At 35.3% G+C, this 17,731-nt stretch carries 20 protein-coding genes, 1 pseudogene and 1 riboswitch; of the genes and pseudogenes, 18 read left to right on the top strand and 3 right to left on the bottom strand.

Going from position 1 to position 17,731, the window contains the following annotated elements; translation table 11 throughout:
• The 6 genes from M5A78_RS20775 to M5A78_RS20750 form a co-directional block, all read left to right on the top strand.
• On the top strand, window positions 1–358 hold a 358-nt coding region (locus M5A78_RS20775), incomplete at its 5' end, for a hypothetical protein (RefSeq protein ID WP_248737193.1).
• 413 nt (window positions 359–771) lie between these two features.
• A riboswitch (cyclic di-GMP riboswitch) is annotated at window positions 772–875 on the top strand.
• Between the two features lie 56 nt (window positions 876–931).
• Window positions 932–1,966 (top strand): GGDEF domain-containing protein, encoded by a 1,035-nt coding sequence (locus M5A78_RS20770; protein ID WP_248737192.1) that lies wholly within the window; start codon window positions 932–934, stop codon window positions 1,964–1,966.
• A gap of 304 nt (window positions 1,967–2,270) precedes the next feature.
• Entirely contained in the window at window positions 2,271–2,555 is a 285-nt protein-coding gene (locus tag M5A78_RS20765) for a phospholipase (protein ID WP_319942323.1), read from the top strand.
• Window positions 2,556–2,763: 208 nt separating this feature from the next.
• Entirely contained in the window at window positions 2,764–3,174 is a 411-nt protein-coding gene (locus tag M5A78_RS20760; RefSeq protein WP_248737191.1) for a vWA domain-containing protein, read from the top strand.
• A 290-nt stretch (window positions 3,175–3,464) separates the two neighbouring features.
• Window positions 3,465–4,007 (top strand): signal peptidase I, encoded by a 543-nt coding sequence (gene lepB, locus M5A78_RS20755; protein ID WP_248737190.1) that lies wholly within the window; start codon window positions 3,465–3,467, stop codon window positions 4,005–4,007.
• Window positions 4,008–4,111: 104 nt separating this feature from the next.
• Window positions 4,112–4,291, top strand: coding sequence for a hypothetical protein (locus M5A78_RS20750; protein ID WP_248737189.1), 180 nt, complete (start codon window positions 4,112–4,114; stop codon window positions 4,289–4,291).
• A 35-nt stretch (window positions 4,292–4,326) separates the two neighbouring features.
• Here M5A78_RS20750 and M5A78_RS20745 read toward each other — a convergent pair whose 3' ends face one another.
• Window positions 4,327–4,626: a DUF4306 domain-containing protein gene (locus M5A78_RS20745; RefSeq protein ID WP_248737188.1), complete on the bottom strand. Its 300-nt coding sequence runs from the start codon at window positions 4,624–4,626 to the stop codon at window positions 4,327–4,329.
• A 282-nt stretch (window positions 4,627–4,908) separates the two neighbouring features.
• Between M5A78_RS20745 and M5A78_RS20740 the strand changes: the two genes are divergently transcribed.
• Complete coding sequence (locus tag M5A78_RS20740; RefSeq protein ID WP_248737187.1) at window positions 4,909–5,280, top strand: hypothetical protein; 372 nt, start codon at window positions 4,909–4,911, stop codon at window positions 5,278–5,280.
• A gap of 106 nt (window positions 5,281–5,386) precedes the next feature.
• The gene (locus M5A78_RS20735; protein WP_248737186.1) at window positions 5,387–6,175 is read left to right on the top strand and encodes a GNAT family N-acetyltransferase; all 789 of its coding nucleotides are present in this window, start codon (window positions 5,387–5,389) and stop codon (window positions 6,173–6,175) included.
• 271 nt (window positions 6,176–6,446) lie between these two features.
• Here the strand turns inward: M5A78_RS20735 and M5A78_RS20730 are convergent, their stop codons facing one another.
• Complete coding sequence (locus M5A78_RS20730; RefSeq protein WP_248737185.1) at window positions 6,447–6,779, bottom strand: hypothetical protein; 333 nt, start codon at window positions 6,777–6,779, stop codon at window positions 6,447–6,449.
• Window positions 6,780–7,117: 338 nt separating this feature from the next.
• On the opposite strand from M5A78_RS20730, the gene M5A78_RS20725 reads away from it, so the two are divergent.
• The 8 genes and pseudogenes from M5A78_RS20725 to M5A78_RS20690 all read left to right on the top strand — a co-directional run bounded on the left by M5A78_RS20725 (window position 7,118) and on the right by M5A78_RS20690 (window position 14,651).
• A complete protein-coding gene (locus tag M5A78_RS20725; protein ID WP_248737184.1) occupies window positions 7,118–7,495 on the top strand; it encodes a DUF952 domain-containing protein in 378 nt (125 codons plus the stop codon).
• 1 nt (window position 7,496) lies between these two features.
• Entirely contained in the window at window positions 7,497–7,901 is a 405-nt protein-coding gene (locus tag M5A78_RS20720; RefSeq protein WP_248737183.1) for a hypothetical protein, read from the top strand.
• Window positions 7,902–8,209: 308 nt separating this feature from the next.
• Window positions 8,210–8,464: a hypothetical protein gene (locus tag M5A78_RS20715; protein ID WP_248737182.1), complete on the top strand. Its 255-nt coding sequence runs from the start codon at window positions 8,210–8,212 to the stop codon at window positions 8,462–8,464.
• A gap of 237 nt (window positions 8,465–8,701) precedes the next feature.
• Window positions 8,702–9,385, top strand: a complete 684-nt coding sequence (locus tag M5A78_RS20710) for a response regulator transcription factor (RefSeq protein WP_406603728.1) — start codon at window positions 8,702–8,704, stop codon at window positions 9,383–9,385.
• Window positions 9,378–10,481, top strand: a complete 1,104-nt coding sequence (locus M5A78_RS20705) for a sensor histidine kinase (RefSeq protein ID WP_248737180.1) — start codon at window positions 9,378–9,380, stop codon at window positions 10,479–10,481. Before M5A78_RS20710 ends, M5A78_RS20705 begins: the two co-directional genes overlap by 8 nt.
• A 161-nt stretch (window positions 10,482–10,642) precedes the next feature.
• Complete coding sequence (locus M5A78_RS20700) at window positions 10,643–11,554, top strand: D-alanyl-D-alanine carboxypeptidase family protein (RefSeq protein WP_248737179.1); 912 nt, start codon at window positions 10,643–10,645, stop codon at window positions 11,552–11,554.
• A 595-nt stretch (window positions 11,555–12,149) separates the two neighbouring features.
• Window positions 12,150–12,766 (top strand): annotated as a pseudogene (locus M5A78_RS20695) (RNA-guided endonuclease TnpB family protein); the annotation flags it as partial.
• Window positions 12,767–13,016: 250 nt separating this feature from the next.
• Window positions 13,017–14,651 (top strand): M4 family metallopeptidase, encoded by a 1,635-nt coding sequence (locus M5A78_RS20690; protein WP_248737178.1) that lies wholly within the window; start codon window positions 13,017–13,019, stop codon window positions 14,649–14,651.
• Window positions 14,652–15,351: 700 nt separating this feature from the next.
• Here M5A78_RS20690 and M5A78_RS20685 read toward each other — a convergent pair.
• Window positions 15,352–15,840, bottom strand: a complete 489-nt coding sequence (locus M5A78_RS20685) for a nucleoside deaminase (protein ID WP_248737177.1) — start codon at window positions 15,838–15,840, stop codon at window positions 15,352–15,354.
• A 486-nt stretch (window positions 15,841–16,326) separates the two neighbouring features.
• Here M5A78_RS20685 and M5A78_RS20680 point away from each other — a divergent pair, with 486 nt between their 5' ends.
• Window positions 16,327–16,707 (top strand): hypothetical protein, encoded by a 381-nt coding sequence (locus M5A78_RS20680; protein ID WP_248737176.1) that lies wholly within the window; start codon window positions 16,327–16,329, stop codon window positions 16,705–16,707.
• A gap of 510 nt (window positions 16,708–17,217) precedes the next feature.
• Window positions 17,218–17,706 carry a GNAT family N-acetyltransferase gene (locus tag M5A78_RS20675; protein WP_248737175.1) on the top strand — a complete coding sequence of 163 codons (489 nt, stop codon included), beginning with the start codon at window positions 17,218–17,220 and terminating at the stop codon, window positions 17,704–17,706.
• The last annotated feature ends 25 nt before the right edge of the window (window positions 17,707–17,731 follow it).

The following is a 17,731-nucleotide window of genomic DNA, read 5'->3' as shown; positions in this document are numbered from 1 at the left end:
GATAACTACTCTAGTTTTTATAGTATTTAATGAGGGCGTTCTGGTTACTCTTACCCATGGTACATTACTTTCAGGAACAATTACCGTAATTTCTTTTTTAATATATGGGCCAGTATGTTACCTATTAGCACGAAGATTCGATTTTGGAAAATGGAAATATGTATTTTTCATTCCTTTTATTAATGAAATTATGTATGGATTTTTAGGGCTCTATATATTAAATATTCGTAACTATTTTCCTATGGAGGATGATGATTATGGAGTAGGAATTATCCTTTTGCCTTTAACTTTAATCATGTGGATTGTCTTTGTTGTATCAACATTTATTGGTATTCAATTAAAGAAAAAAGCAAATTAAGAAGTTTTCTACAAGTTTTATTGCTTAAAGCTAGCGGCCAATTTCTGGTTCAAACCAAGGTAATTACATTATCAAAAAAGTCTTTCTTTCCATCCAGATCATTCCCCCTTTATCGATACAGATAATCCTTTTTTTAAGCTAATAGGAAATCATAAGTTTTTCAAATTTATCCTTCAAAATTTACCGTCGGATATAATAATATCCGACACTATTTTTTTACATAGATATATTCTATTTGGTTAAATTAAAACCTTTAATTGCAGAAATAATAGACAATCGTACTCCAATCCGACATAAAATGATATATAAAAACTACAAAATATCGATTACAATAGGTAAATAAAGATTGTATTTTACAAATGGGAAAATCGCATCCAGAAAATAGCAAAACTTCTTCGGCACCTGTGGAAATAAAATAGATAGGGCTAATTTATTGAAAGATAAAGACGCAAAGCTAGAGGGGCTAAGGTCACCACCGAATGAAAGTGGTGGAGGACTATGCCAGCCAGTTGCTTATTTTTGAGGATTCAGAGGGACTAATCTCATTGATTGGTTTAGGAGATGATCATATCGATGATTAAACAGTTTGAATCACTTGCTGAACTTAAAAGAAAGATATTTCTAGGGGTTGTGCCCTTAATAATAATCGCATTTATCTTAAATACCATTCTTAAAAATATGGACGCCGCAAATAAACTTAATTTCATTGTCAACAACACACTCACCGTTTGGTTCATCATTAGTTGGGTTCTGATGTATAAGAATCGGTACGTTCGGTTTGCTGAGTTTTCCAATTTAGCTTTGGTTAGTTTTTATCATGTATCGACCTTTTATGATGCAGTTATTAACGACCTTGGTAAAATAGGTGGGTCTTTAGGGGATTTTATCGTTTGGATGCCCATCTATATTATGTTAATTTTCTTAACACTGGGGATAAAAAAAGGGCTTTATTTTTCCATCAGTATATTTGCCATTACTGTGGTGGGTGGAGTCATGTACATGAACAAGCTGCCCGCTGAATCCATTGATTCGCTTTTCCAGTTTTATTTTTCTAACTTGGTCTATATTATTGTCCTTTATTACTCCCAGCATGTGTTTAAGGCCTATACAAAAATGGAGCTTTTTAATAAGCATGCCTATGTAGATTCATTAACGGGAATCGCTAACCGCCACCGAATTGATGAATGGCTGGAAATTAAGTTAAAGGATTCTCAGGTCATGAACATAAGTTTTTCGATTATCTTTTTTGATATTGATCATTTTAAAAAAATCAATGACTTTTATGGTCATAATGTTGGCGACTCCGTTTTAGTCGAGTTGTCTGAACTTATTCAAATGAATCTCGATATACGTGAACTTTTTGGTCGCTGGGGTGGAGAAGAATTTATTATCATTACGGATGTCTGCGGCAAAGATGCCACCGAGCTCGCAGAATATTTAAGACAAAAGGTCGCAGAACATGATTTCCAAGAGGTTGGAAGGCTGACAGCAAGCTTTGGAGTAGCAGATTCTCAGCCAGAGGACAATATAGATTCGTTGTTAAATCGGGCAGATGAAGGATTATACCGCTCAAAGAATTATGGCAAAAATAAAGTGAGTATGTGTTAGCTCTATTCAACAAAATAGGGCTTTTTTTAATGCCCTTGCAAGTTGCGTCGAATAAAAGAAACATCGTAGTGGAGTGTCGTAAACTGCGATTTTTCTAGGACCAAAAATACGTTTGGTTTTATCGAATTACTAATTCTTGGGTAAAGAACATCGAAATTGTTTTTCGAAAAATGGACTTGCATGGGAATTTTACCATTTCAATTTTATTGAAATTTCATAATTTATTAGTAAAGAAACTGATATTGATCAATGTTGTACCTGACCTGACAGGTATGTCATGAAACTGTAATGGGAGTTGTTGATTTTGCAAAAGAAAAGACGTGGATTCTGCATTTTCCCCGGGTATAGATGGTGTGGCCCTGGCTGCAGTGGCCCTGGTGCTCCGATTAATGATGTCGATGCCTGCTGCATGGGACATGACCGTTGTTTAAGCAGAGGGATTTCACCTTGCCGATGTGATTACGAATTTATGGATTGCCTCCGCTCCAAAATGAATGGGTATACGGATAAAGGGAGAAAAGCTGCACTGATGCATGATTTTATGAAAATGAAAACAACGTTCACATGTGGCGCGAGGTATCGAAGGTAACCTAAGAAAACGACCAATTCAATTCGTACCTGTAAAAATTAATATAAGTAACTAGCTTTTGCATAACCAAGAATTTTTATTATGCAAAACGGACTTTAGTTTCCGCTTAGTTGAAAGGTAGTTCGCTGCCGATATTATCCAATCATAAACCATTTCCCAATAACCCAAAATAAAAAGGTTGGTACATTCAGAAAAGGGGGAAAATGGTGTGAGATGGCATAAAACGATACTTTCTATGATTCAGCAACGTCAAGACAAAAAGGTGGCTTTAGTCGTGGATACTTCCACAAATGAAGCACCAGCTATTCTCATCAATAACATCATTAAATTGTTTGAACAATTGAAACCAGATACGATTTTGGTTCAAGCAGATTTCAAAATCCGAAGCATTTCTCCAGTAAAAAGTGATACGATTAAATATTATACACATGGGAAATCTTCCTACACATTAGCGCTTGAGTGGGCAACGGAAGAGCAAGTGGATACACTGTTTTATATCACCGATGTAACAGGTTTCTTTTCTGAAGAAATGGATCGAGTTAATTATGAGTTATTTTGGCTCGTCCCCGGTGCATTCTTACCGAGGGTTCCATTTGGAAAAGCCATTAAAGTGGCTTAAGACTATCCAAATGCGTACAGAATATCTACAGATTTTCTTATTTCAATCATGCAGAAAACGGTTGATTGCACGTATTTATTTTTCATGAGGACTGAATCCCTAAGCATATTGGAATAGTAAGTTACGATAAAACAGAGTGGCAATCATTGTCATTCTGTTTTTTTGTTGAAAATTAACTCGCTCATTCATCGATATAAATAAACTTGAATTAAGAAGGAATCTGATTCAGTAATGTTGAATATTTCACTAACAAGGGAAACTTTGGTAAATAATAGAGGGAGTGATTGATAATGTTGGGTTCTAAAACGAAAGGTGAATTAAAAGCTTGGGTTAAAACCATATTTATTGCGTTAGGATTAGCACTGGTTATTCGGACATTTCTATTTTCTCCTTACATAGTGGATGGCGCTTCTATGGAACCTACACTACATGATCATGAAAAAATCTTTGTAAATAAAGTTTATTATACCGACAGTTTTAATAGAGGTGACATTGTCATCATTAATGGGCCAAATGAAAAATATGTGAAAAGAATCATTGGTATCCCAGGGGATAAGATTGAAATGAACAGTGATCAATTATTTATTAATGGGGAATTATATAAAGAGAACTATTTGTCACAAAAATTAAAATTAGCTAAACAACAAGGAAGTAGGTTCACTGAAGATTTTGGTCCAATTGTGATTCCTAAAAACCAATATTTTGTGATGGGCGACAATCGATTGAAGAGCAAGGATAGTCGTAATGGTTTGGGATTCATAAAGCAAGAAAATATTGTAGGGAAGAGTGAATTTGTTTTATCTCCCTTTTCGGAAATTAGAATTATAAAATAGTCCTATTACAAGAATTGACTTCGTTTTTACATGGCCATTTGGTACTCTCTTTCTGCTAACGGAATAATGTTTATCGGAAAACACCCTAAATGGAAAGGCCTAGTTTGAAAAATGCTGCTTATATTGTTGAAGCGATACCTGATGGTATTGGTGTGAGATCTTATGCAAATAATTGGGGAACGAGATACACTTCTAAGAAAAAGATGTATGTTAGTGGAGCTACTCAAAGGAAATATAAAATAGGTGTATTTTTCTACAAAAAAACTCAGCTTTGGAACGGCTGAGTTTTTGTATATTATATAGTCCTCTTCATCTAAGGTTAGGAATAATTATTTTTGTGTTTCACTACTCTGAGTAAATAATAAATGATAAATCCAATTAAATAAAGCCCTGAAATTACACAAATATATGAAAGTGGTTCTGTTTTTAAGGAAATAAGAAATATATCTATCGGATAAACGTCGCTACAATGTTGCACATCTTTTGGTGTAAAAATAAACTTCGGCTTACACTCTTCTTGTGAAAAGCTACCAATTTTAGCTGTCATAAAAAACGAATTCATAAATGTTAGTAGACAAACAGGGATACTTAAAATCCATATTACAAACCATTTCTTCATAAATATTCCTCCTAAATTTATCATATAGTGTAATTTTACACCATGAGGGAAATTTTAGAAATTAATATTTTATTAATTGTGAATTTTTTTATTTTGCATCCCGATTTAGAAACAAAATCCCCCACAAATTTTAATTTTTATCAATAAAATCTTGTACCTTTACTTTTTCTTTTGGAATAAGAAAAGTATTTTCTGTTTTCATCTTTGAGAGATTATTTTCAAAATAATTAGAAACATAAAAGAAATATAAATCGTCTATTTTATATAATGGAGGGTTGATAAATGAAAAAGTTACTCCTAATATCCTTAATTTTGATAATCAGCGCTGCTTTATTTGGTTGTACCCAGTCAGAAGATGCACCGGTACATATACAACCTGAAAAGAAACCCATAGTAAACGGAGGAAGTAATCAACAGAAAATCATCATTATGGACAATGTAAATGACCCACTTCCGCCAGAAGCAAAGAGTGTTGAATCGATGCCAAATAGCAGTGGGCCACAGCAAATTCCAAAAGCCAATCCCAATAAACCAATTGTCATTACCAAAATGCCATATTCTAAAAAGAGTAAAGCAAAGATAACTGAATTGAAAGTCATTCAAGATAACGGAGAAATTTTACTTCCAGATGGGCCATGGATGGGTAAAGATTAACTGTTCCCATCCAACATCAGGACTATTTTGTGTCTGCCAGTTAATTATTAAGGAACCACTTAAGAACATAAGGAATATTTGATTTAGTTTAATGGAGGAGAACATATTGAACATACTACAAAAGGTTTTGGAGCTTGATATTGCATACCTTGACACCTTTGCAAAGCGAATAAATACATCATGGGGTTTTATTTTTTATAATGAAAACCTGCCGAAGTATTATGATGCTAATCATGCTCATATTCATGAAGTCCCACAAAATCCAAGGGCCGTTATAGAAGAAGTGATTCATTTCTATAAGGAAAGAAACATTACACCGCGCTTTTATATATTTGATATTGAAAAACAATCAAAATTGATTGAGGAATTAACTTCTTACAAATTTCATTTTGAAGAATTAGTTAGCCCGATACAAATCTGGAACAAGGAAATCTATGGGCACAAGAGAAGCGATCGAATTATTATTGAAAAAGTGACGGAAGATAATTTTAATGAAGCATTAGAAATTGAATGCAGCATTAAGGAGTTTGGTGGAAGGGATGTAAGGGGAAAGGCTTTTACAGAAGAGTTTAAACACCCTGCATTTACCCATTATCTTCTTCGTTTTGATGGTGAAGCATGTGCGACAGCTTGTTTATTTGAGCATGGGGACCAAGTTCGAATGGAGAGCGTAGCGACTAAGGAAGAATTCAGAGGAAAAGGTTTGATTGGCGAACTTATCTATTTCCTCCAAGCAAAAGTAAAGAAAAAGAGAATAGAAGATTTATGGGTTTTTCCGATAAATGAGAAGATTGAAAAGGTTTACTCAAAATATGGGTTCCAAACAGCAAAGAAGTTTGTTACTGGCCATGCCTTTTTAGGAGGTAAAAGCATTAAAGAAATCCAGGAAGGCTAGGAATTGTAAATGATTTCTAATAGAGGTTCAATCCCTATCTACGCTTAAGTAGTGAGGGACTGAACCTATTGATTATGCAGGAGGTTGTATGGCGAAATATACTATTCTGTTTACTGGTGGGGGTTCGGCTGGCCCCTAATAGCCTACCAACGAGCTCTCATGATTTCACATTCCAACGAAATCAGTTGTAACAGAGCACCCTATTCCATCAAATCATCTTAAAATCCACAAAAGGACAACGCTGAAATAATCAGGCTGCCCTTTTTCTATTTTAAAAGAAATAACTTCGGTAATAAATTAAAAGCATGCTAAATGAAAAAGCGGTATACGCCAGTGATGTTAAAAAGGCGATACTTGGTGAAAACTCATACTTTTGTTTTTCCGTTTTCATACCTGTTGTTCCCTGAACTGACGTATCTAGATTTCGAGAACTGTATCCACCTTTAGAAGTAAAAAACCAAATGATAACACTAACGGTTAAGCCAATAAAAAAGGCAAAATCGATAAATTTTGTATTCATATAATTAGTTATTCCATAGCTGAGTCCTATTAATATTAATAAAGTAATGATAATGCTTATTAATCGCTTTTTAATTTTCTCCATCCTCCTTTTGATATATCTGTATTTTTAAATAATACCATATATTGGTTGTTAGTTGGATGAGATATTAAAGATAGCATTTCCCTTCAATGAGTTATTTCTAATATTATGCCGGTGTTAGAGAATAAACATCATTGTGAAAAATAAACGAATATTTCCGATTTTGAATTTGTAGTTTCTTTCCCTAACTGCTCAATCGGGAAGTTAAAATTTTTATAGAAGTATAAACGCTTTATCTGAGTAAACAGATATATACTAGAGAAGGTTAAGGTTAGAATAAAGGTATTTTAACAGCGAGAGAGAATTAATTGTTTAGACAGTTATCAAAGGGGGGTAGGAAGATGATTCTACACATTATTAGTCTTTCCGATTGGGAAAAGGCGATAGTAGATGGACAATATTGTCCAGCGAGTTTGGAGAAAGATAGCTTTATCCACTGTTCTACCTTAGAACAAGTTATTGGAGTTGCTAATTTTTTGTATAAAGGAAAAAAAGAACTTTACCTTTTATGTATTGAAGAACAAAAGGTAAATCCAAAGATTGTATTTGAGGACTTATATAATTCTAATAAGTTATTTCCGCATATTTATGGCCCTTTAAATTTAGATGCTGTTTTTAAAGTTGTTGAATTTCCGCCAAACAGTGACGGATGCTTTGACTTACCTTGTTCAATTATTGAGGAATATAGAGGAATTGTTGATTTTTCGAAAGGGCGTTAAAATGAATTTCCTCTATTGGTTTTTAAAAATTACTTTTCTGTTAGTGGTTTTGTATGTCGGAGACACATACTTAAAAAACCTTGGCTGGTGGTCCGTGATCATCAGTATCATAACATTCATATTGGGTACCAGGCTGATTGATAAGAAGTTTGACCATTACAATAAACAATATTTTTTGAACAGGCTGCCAATTTTAGCAGACCTAGAGGTTGGACAAATCATTACGCTCGAATTATTTGATGGAAAGGAATTAGTAAATAGAGTCTATACGGGGTCTCGAAGTACGGAGATATTAATTGGCGCTGAGCCTGTTTTGGCTAATGGATCCGAGAAATTGTTACAGGGAATGAAGAAGACTCGCTGGGTAAAACTAAATAAGGTAAAAGAAATAAGGATAGTAACCTAAGTGCTTGGGAATGAATTTCCATACAATTAAAAAATATGAGGTTGTTAGTTTATATTGGCTGCGATACTTCCAAAAAGAAGGTCGCTTTTTTCTTGGCAAATAGGAATGCTTCCCTATCAGACATAAGGGCAACTACGCCTCTTTCTTCGCCCTTATGGACTCGCCAATCAGCGAGTTTTCTTTATCCGAGATATTTCCCTGGCAAGAAGGATTATTATGCAATTAAGAAGAATATATTAAGTGTAATAATACACTTTTATGTTAAAATTGCGATAACGTTAATGTTTAAAAAGAAGAGGGGAGTAAATATGACTAGGATTCTAATTTCCTTATCACAATTTGTTTTTCCTATTGTTGCAGTTCTTCTTTTAGTAACTGGGGTTGCGGGGTCATACTCGATTCAAACTTTTATCTCGTTATTAGTAATTGGATTTATATTTTCTATATATCTAGTGACTTCAAAGAAAATCATCCTGTGGGGATTGCTTAATATCGGACTAACCATTTTTATAATAGTTGGTGGTGTCATAGTATATATAGGTATGATTGTATCAGGTGTATAAGGAATGGTTTTTATGTTTAGTGTTCTCTTGTCCAACGGGACTTACTTTTCTTGATTTTATTAAAAAGTTTATTTTTTGAATAATGGTTATAACTTGATTTGAAATTAAGGCTTTGAAGTTATATACGTTTTCACCATTATCTACCACATTCCTTGTTAATGTGGTTTTTTTTGGTATGATGAACAAGAATACTCATACGACATAACGGTTGGTTGAATAAGGAAAGGGATTATGGCAATGAGACATATTTTAATCGTAGATGATGATAAAGAAATTGTTCAATTGATTGCTATTTATTTGCAAAATGAAGGTTATAAAATTTCTAGAGCTTTTAATGGAGAAGAGGCCTTAACTCTTTTTGAAAAAGAAAAGATCGATTTGATTGTACTAGATGTCATGATGCCGAAAATCGATGGCATGGAAGTATGCCGGATTTTACGTGAGAAAAATCATGTTCCCATCTTGATGATTAGTGCCAAAACTGAGGATATCGATAAAATAACTGGATTAATGAGCGGGGCAGATGATTACTTATCAAAACCATTCAACCCCTTAGAGTTAGTGGCTCGTGTAAAAACTTTGATACGTAGGACTTATCTCTACCAAGAGGAACGGTTAGAAGACGAGATTATTAAGGTTGGAAGTCTTGAGGTAAATAAAACCTTTCATACAGCAAAAGTTAGCAGGCATTCCATTCCGTTAACTTCAAAAGAGTTTGCGATTCTTTATATTATGGTATCGAATCTTGGCAGAGTTTTTAGCAGTGAAGAAATCTTTGAACTTGTATGGAAGGAAACCTACTATTCTTCAAACAATACAGTAATGGTACATATCAGCAATTTACGTGAAAAGCTGGAAAAGGATTTAGGCTATAAATTGATAAAAACCATCTGGGGAGTGGGGTACAAAATTGATGGATAAACAATCAACCTCCATTTATGCCAGATTACTTTCATATCTACTATATAGTCTGCTCGGTGCAGGAATTTCAACGGTCATACTAGCATTTATCATTCGATTTATATATATATACATCCCTTTACCGGTAGAAGTAAATTATTTATACGCCAATATGAGGGCTGCTTATGGATTTTGGTACTTATTCTTTATTGGTACGATTATTTTGACGGTCATCTATTATGCCTTAGCAATCAAAAATATGGCAGCGTACTTTAAGATCATCAGCCGTTCGGTAGATGAAATTTCGGAAGGTCGTCTTGATATTGAGATCCCGATTTGGAAACATGGGGGATTAAGTCCGTTAGCACAAAACATTAATCAAATGAAGGAACAGTTAGAGTCGTTAATTGAAGATGAAAAGAAGGCGACCCAATCGAAAGACGAACTGGTGACAAATGTGTCGCACGATTTGAGGACTCCGTTAACATCCATCATCGGCTACTTACGATTAATTGAGGAAGATCAGTACAGAGATGAAGTGGAGCTTCGTTATTTTGTTGATATTGCTTATGAAAAATCAATACGGCTCAATCGTATGGTCAACGACCTCTTTGAGTTTACAAAAATAAATAACCGTGATCTTACCTTAAAGCTGATACCCTTTAATCTAATCGAGCTGCTTAAACAGCTAGCGGCGCAATTTCTTCCTGAATTAATAAAGGCGGATATGGAGATAGAATTGAAAGCCTCTGCCGATGAACTGATGATTGAGGGAGATCCTGATAGAATCATGAGGGCATTTGAAAATCTTATTTCCAACGCTATTAAGTATGGAAATGCAGGAAGAAAGATTACTCTCGTTGTTGAGGCAGAAGGCGGGAACTCGGTAGTAAAGGTTGTCAATTACGGGGAAGCCATTCCCACCAATGCAATCCCCCATATTTTTGATAGGCTGTACCGTGTGGAACAGTCAAGGTCGGATGAGACAGGTGGTACCGGTCTGGGCCTTGCGATTGCAAAAGGAATCGTGGAGTTGCACCAAGGGGAAATCATTGTGTCAAGTAACGATGTGGAAACGATTTTTCAAGTTCAATTGCCGTTACCAACTGATCATTGAAGTTGAATTAGAACAACAAAAGACAACTTTCCTGCGATTTTTTTCTATTTGTAAAAGCGTTCATTAAGAATTCTTTAGGTTTTCTTTATGTTTATTTTCATTTCTCTTTAGAAATAATGGCTATATTTGGACTAAACCATGTTTCTAGGAGTGCTGATTTTATGAAAATAAAAAATGTAGTGATTGGATTGATTGTTTTAATTCTATTAGGTTCTGTAAGCCAGATCACAAGGATTAAAGATATTCATGAAGATTTTAGAAAAAATACAATAGATTCCATTAGATCGAATTTTCCTATTAAAGCTGAAGCGGCTTTATTATTAGATTTGGAAACAGGGAAGGTTATTTATGAAAAAAATGATCATAAAAGGCTGTTTCCTGCGAGTACAACGAAAATCTTAACCGCATTATTAGCTGTTGAATATGGTAATTTAAATGATCGAATTACGGTTGGTAAAGAAGTTCAATTCAAGACTGCTGGTGAAAGTACAGCCTGGCTTATAGAAGGGCAAGTTCTCACTTTAAGAGAATTGCTGGCCGGTTTAATGCTACCTTCCGGTAATGACGCTGCTAGAACGATAGCCATCTATACAGCAAAAAAACAAATGGGTAACCCTCGAGCTTCAGAGGAAAAAGCGTTAGACTATTTCGTTTCAATGATGAACAAAAAGGCTAAAGAGGTTGGAGCAATAGACTCTCACTTTATGAATCCTCATGGATTGCATCAGCCCAATCATTATTCTACTGCCTATGATCTAGGGAAGATTGCAAACGAAGCAATGAAAAACTCAAATTTCAAAGAGATTGTGAGCAGTAAGGTGTATTCAGATGAGGGCATCACTTATCAAAATCGCAATCAGCTGTTGGATTCAAGTAGCCCGTTTTATTTTGAGGGGGCAAACGGAATAAAGACTGGTTTTACTGATGAAGCAGGATATTGTCTAGTCTCTTCAGCCGAACGCAATGGAAAAAAGTTAATTGCAGTAGTATTAAAGTCTAGCAAAAATAGGGTTTGGGATGATTCCATCACATTATTAACGAAAGGATTTACTTCAGAATATGTGAAAAAATAATGATGTATAATGATGCGATAACTAATGACAAAGGTTTCGCATTTTTTTATGGGAAATATTAAAGAAGAAACTCCCTTTTTGTTAGTTGAATTATTAGAGGCAGTTAAAGTAGAGATACACAAGGAAGACAAAACTATGTAAGTTAATAAAAGACTCCGTTTGTTCCACGCTGTGATGTATTCAGGATGAAATAAAAAGTTTTTTTTTTTTCCTTTGATAAAAAAAGCCTTGAAAAAAATAAGCAGTCTGAGTCATTTTCTAATGGAGATCAGGCTGCTTATTCATTTTTTTAAAACTGTCTGAAAAACGTAGGTGAGTGAGAGGCTTTCTAATTTAAGAGTCTACTTTTCTAGCTAATCAATCAAATTGCCAAACCATACTACATCTCGTTCTGTATCATGTGCGTGTTGATATAAATGGAGTCGGTGATCTGTGCTGAAATAGGCTATGGCCACACCACGAACTTTATTATTGTCATCCCAAGAAAGGAGAACTTTAAATGAAGCAAAACGGTCAGTTACCATCCAACGAATGGAAAGGTGGGTTTTTCAATAAGTATGAGTCGGTCAAGGCGATACGGGAACTAAAGAAATATTATCCTTTCTTAAAAGAAGTCGATAGCATTTCCTTACAAAAAGCGGTAGAAAACCTGAGTGACGCTTACACCCGCTACTATAAAAAGCAAAACGATGTTCCACGATTTAAGAGTAAGAAAAAAAAATTCAATCTTACACCACAAAACACACGAACGGTAAGATTGCCGTGGTTGGCAATCTTATTAAACTCCCGAAACTCGGGTTGGTTCGATTTTCCAAAAGTCGTGAAGTGGAAGGGAAAATCCTATCTGCCACAATTAGAAGAAACCCAAGTGGTAAATACTTTGTCTCCATCTGTACAGAAGTGGAGATTCAACCTCTCCCCAAAACCAACCGTCAGGTCGGTATCGATATGGGTTTAAAGGATTTTGCTTTCCTCTCCAATGGAGAGATATTTAAACACCCGCACTTCCTTCGGAAGATGGAACAAAAACTCATAAGGGAACAACATATTCTCTCAAGGCAAACTATTGGTTGCTCTAATTGGCATAAGCAACGAGTGAAAGTCGCTCGAATCCACGAAAAAATCGCCGATGCACGTAAGGACTACTTGGATAAAATCTCCACCTATATTGTCAAAAACCACGACCTTATAGTGATGGAGGATTTACAGGTAAGATGAAATGAAGAGATACATCTTTTATTGAAAAATATTTTCCTGAATTGTATCCGAAAAAAATAATAGATTAATTTTTCCCAATACCTAAAATGAAATCGGCGTTGGGATTTTTAATAGAATCGCCTATTTTTCGCTAGTGCCTGACATCTTGTCCATCACTTTTTTCCCAATTATGCAGGTCGTTTTACCGTGATATGATTAGTTAGAAAATTATAAACAAACTATATCGTTAGGAGGCTGGGAAACGATGAAAAAACGAACATCACTTGTTCTAGCATTGGGATTAACAGTGGGGGCAGTTTTACCGATTACTGCTGCGGCAAAAGCGATTCCGAACAATGTTACCGTCACGAAGGAAGCGAAACAGTTTGGTAAGGATGCATTGGTTAACTGGAAAAAGGGGCAGAAGGTTCCGACCTTCGTCCATGGAAAGTTATCGACTAAAGCACATAAAGATAAGGATGCGATTAAGCAATTTTTAAAGGAAAATAAAGAGCTCTATCAATTAGATACCGATAAAGATTTGACCTTAATTGATGTCCAGAAGGACGAGCTGGGCAATACCCACTATAATTTTGTTCAATCTGTTCAGGGAATTCCAGTTGATGGGGCACAGTTTAAGGTTCATACCGATAAAGCTGGCATCGTTACGGCTGTAAATGGTGATGTCTTCCCAGAAGCCCCCACTTATTTCAAAGGGGTCCTGAAAGCTAATTTTACCAAGGATACGGCCTTAGATAAGGCGTGGAAATCGATTAAGGTAACCAAAGCGGAAACGGAAACGAATGCCGAAGCGGGTCCTGATGGTAAGAAGTTTGAAGATACGGTCGAAAAGACGGAGTTGGTAGTTTTTAAAAAGGAAAATGATTTTTACCTGGCCTACAAAACAAATCTCCAATTCATTCAGCCATACCCGGCAAACTGGGTTGTATATATGGATGCTGTAAATGGGAATGTGCTAGATTCCTATAATGCCGTCAATGACGCTGGTACTGGGGTCGGTGTTCTAGGGGATACGAAAACACTTAACACCAATTATTCCGGCGGTACCTACTATCTGATTGATACCACCAAGCCTATGGCAGGTGTGATTGAAACGAGAACGGCAAAAAATTTATCACGATTACCGGGCAGCTATTCTGTCGACCCTGATAATAATTTTAACGCAACTTCACAGCGCGCAGATGTCGATGCCCATTACTATGCTGGTGTTGTCTATGACTATTATAAAAATACTTTTAATCGCAATAGTTTTGATGGCAATGGAGCAACACTTCGTTCAACGGTTCACTACGGCAGAAATTATAACAATGCTTTTTGGAACGGATCGCAAATGGTGTATGGTGACGGCGATGGAACAACCTTTACTTCTTTGTCAGGGTCGCTGGATGTCATTGCCCATGAATTAACTCATGCAGTAACGGAAAGAACAGCGGGCTTAGAATACCAATACCAATCCGGTGCATTAAATGAATCGATTTCTGATACGTTCGGGGTATTCCTTGATAAGGAAGATTATTTAATCGGTGAAGATGTGTATACACCGAAAAAATCAGGTGATGCCCTTCGTAGTCTTTCAAACCCTGGCCTTTACGGGCAGCCGGAGAATATGAGTGGCTATGTAAACACAACTTCTGATAATGGCGGTGTCCACACAAACAGTGGTATTCCAAACAAGGCGGCCTATTTAACGATATCAACACTTGGAACAGCCACGGCAGAGAAAATTTATTACCGTGCACTAACCGTCTATCTTTCACCTAAGAGTAACTTTAGCAATGCACGTGCCGCTCTTCTTGCTTCGACTGCTGATTTGTATGGGACTGGCAGCACTCAGTATAATGCGGTTGCATCGGCTTGGACTCAGGTAGGAGTATACTAAGAAAATTGATAGATTGCCAGACTGTCAGCCATCACACGAAGTGATGGCTGATTTTTAGTCTGAATTTTAGACAAAAAAAGAGATTGGCGTCAGGCACCAATCCAAAATGGGAAGTTTTAAGAAATGAGCTCTTCGAACCATTTCCTAATTAAGTTACCTTTATATTAAGAAAAACTTGTGTAGAACTTAGGGGGAAGTTGTGTGGAAGTTGTGAAGATTAAAGCTGAAGGCAAAAAAAATAGATTGGTGTCAGGCACCAATCAAATTATGGGAAGTTTTAAGAAATGAGCTTTTCGAACCATTTCCTAATTAACTTAACTTTATATTAAAAGAAACATATGTAGAAGTTATAGGGAAGTTGTGTTGAAGTTGTGAAGAAGGATTTTAGGCGAAAAAAATAGATTGGTGTCATACACCAATCAAATTATGGGAAGTTTTAAGAAATGAGCTCTTCGAACCATTTCCTAATTAAGTTACCTTAATAATAAAATATACTTATGTAGAATTTATAGGGAACTTGTGTGGAAGTTGTGAAGATGGATTTTAGGCAAAAAAATAGATTGGTGTCAGGCACCAATCAAATTATGGGAAGTTTTAAGAAATGAGCTCTTCGAACCTTTTCCTAATTAACTTACCTTTATATTAAAACATACTTATGTAGAACTTATAGGGAACCTATGTAGAAGTTGTGGAGATTCCCTCATGATGGCCTGCGGCCGTTTAAAACGACTTCCGCCATAAAAGGAGAGTATGTCTTCAAAATTTGAGCTGACTCCTCAGCTAACACTCCTCCCAGATAGTTGTGCAACCGCTTTTTGATGTAAGTATTGGAATCGATAAAATGAGCAATATCCAGATATTTATCCTCTACTGCAAAAACAACATTACGGATATTGGCCATAATTAGGGTAGATAAACACATCATACAAGGCTCAACCGTTGTATAAAGAATGCATTCCCGCGCATGTTTTCGTAAATAAGAAGCACAATGATTCATCGCATTGATTTCAGCATGTTCAAGCTCACTATCCATCGTATTAATTCTATTTGATCCCCGCGATATGATGGTGCCGTTATGGATAATGACTGCCCCAATTGGCCGGTCGTCGCGTTTTCCAGCCTCTTCTGCCTCCTTTAAAGCTTCCTGCATAAAGAAATGATGTTCGTAATCATGAAAGTTTGTTAGCACCTTGCTCCCCACCTTATCATTTTCTATATTGTTAAAATATCAAATATTTTAAAATAGTGTAGTAATATAATAGTGTTTATGTATCAAAAACTAAAACCACAAACCGTTAAAAGATTGGTATTCAATTGAAAATAATAGATAAAAACAAGATATAGACTTTTATTACCGAAGACATTTGCTTGTCGGGATAGCACTTTTCAAAAATTACATTCTATAAATGGTTGATGTTGTTAAAGAAGGAATTATACTATTATTAATAGGATACATGAATTGGAAAGAAAATAGGAGTATTTACGGTTAAAATAAGGTAAAAAAGGGTGTTTTGGATAAAACTAAAAAAATAGTTTTATGGGGTATTTACTCATTGTTTGTTTTTTTATTGAGGTATTTATATTTACAATGTTCATGCTGCTCCAAATGTCCAATATACTTATGTAGTTGATTTTTTTGTGCTGTGACAGCTGAAATTGCGGGAGGAACATTTCATTGAAATATTTACAAACGGATTTTTCTTCAGACTTAAGTGAGTTAATAAAAATGACTGAACATTCCTTTTCTGACCATTGTGAATTATTATTAAGTGAGTATGCGGATCTCTTTGTAAAGAGAGACCGTAAGCTTACCATAGAAGTAGAAAAGTACGGAAAAGATCCTTTTATTCCTGGATATGTTTCTTTCATTTCAGTGAGAATAAAGCGAGAAAAGGATAATATAAAAATAGCCTTTCCAATTTGGAAATGTCAAAGAACTTTTTTAGGGATCCAACTTTCGAAATACATTCCGGGAAGTAAGGTTTCCGGGGAGTTAATCACATTTGAAAATGCTAAGAACGTACTCAAAGAATTTATTGAAGACCATCTGAAATAGGATATACTCTGGTAGAAAATGGAGTCAGTCGAATAAAAAAGTTAAACGTTTAAGAGCTTGGAAACCATTTTCCAAACTCTTTTTCTTAGTTTTATTCTATTTTATTAATATTAAAGGAAATAACTGTTGACCCTAATATTTGTACCAGTTTTATATTCCCTTGTTGGTAAGCTCAGAAGGAATTTAACATCTGAGCTTTGATTCCAGAGTACTGTAAGACGATGATTCAAAGGCAGCCTTGCTATTACTAACGTTAGCAAGGCTGTTTTTATTTCTCGAAATTTTTTCTTTTAAAATGGATGTCAGGCTCTTTTTCGTTTGATTAGTCTTTATTTTTCATTCCATTTGATCTAAGTAGGGAAGTATTTAAGTTCTAGGGGGGGTGTTAGGCTCCTTTTTTCACCATAATATAGAATAATAAGAATATTATGCTAAAATTGGTAATAGGAAATTGAATAGAATTAATAGATATACTAAATTTTTGATCAATAGAAACGGGGTATGAAAAATTTGAACACATATAAAATTAGGATGGGGACAGTAGGAGACGAGCCCTTCTTATGGGAAATGTTATATCAAGCTATTTATATTCCTGAAGGTGAACCTCGTCCGTCAAAGGACATCTTAACTGAACCCGAGATCGTAAATTCTCTGAAAGGTTGGGGGCGAAAAGGAGATACTGCTTTGATCGCAATAGGGGCAGATAATACACCAATTGGGGCAGTTTGGGTCCGATTATTTGATGAGTTGAATAAGACATATGGGTATTATGATCGTGATACACCCCTTTTAGGAATGGCTCTCCTTCCAGAATACAGGGGAAGAGGAATAGGAAAAGCCCTTCTTATGGAAATGTTAAGAAAAACAAAAGAAGCTGGATTTGGCGGTATCTCTTTAAGTGTCGATCCCAATAATCCTGCTCTTTACTTATATGAAAAATTAGGATTCAAAAAGATAGGAGTGACCGGAACATCTTGGGATATGTTGGTAAAATTTTAATCCATTATCATCTCCTTTTAATAAA

The sequence above is a fragment of the Neobacillus rhizosphaerae genome (assembly GCF_937468385.1).
GTDB lineage: Bacteria > Bacillota > Bacilli > Bacillales > Cytobacillaceae > Neobacillus > Neobacillus rhizosphaerae.
This window is presented reverse-complemented; position numbering and strand designations above follow the sequence as displayed.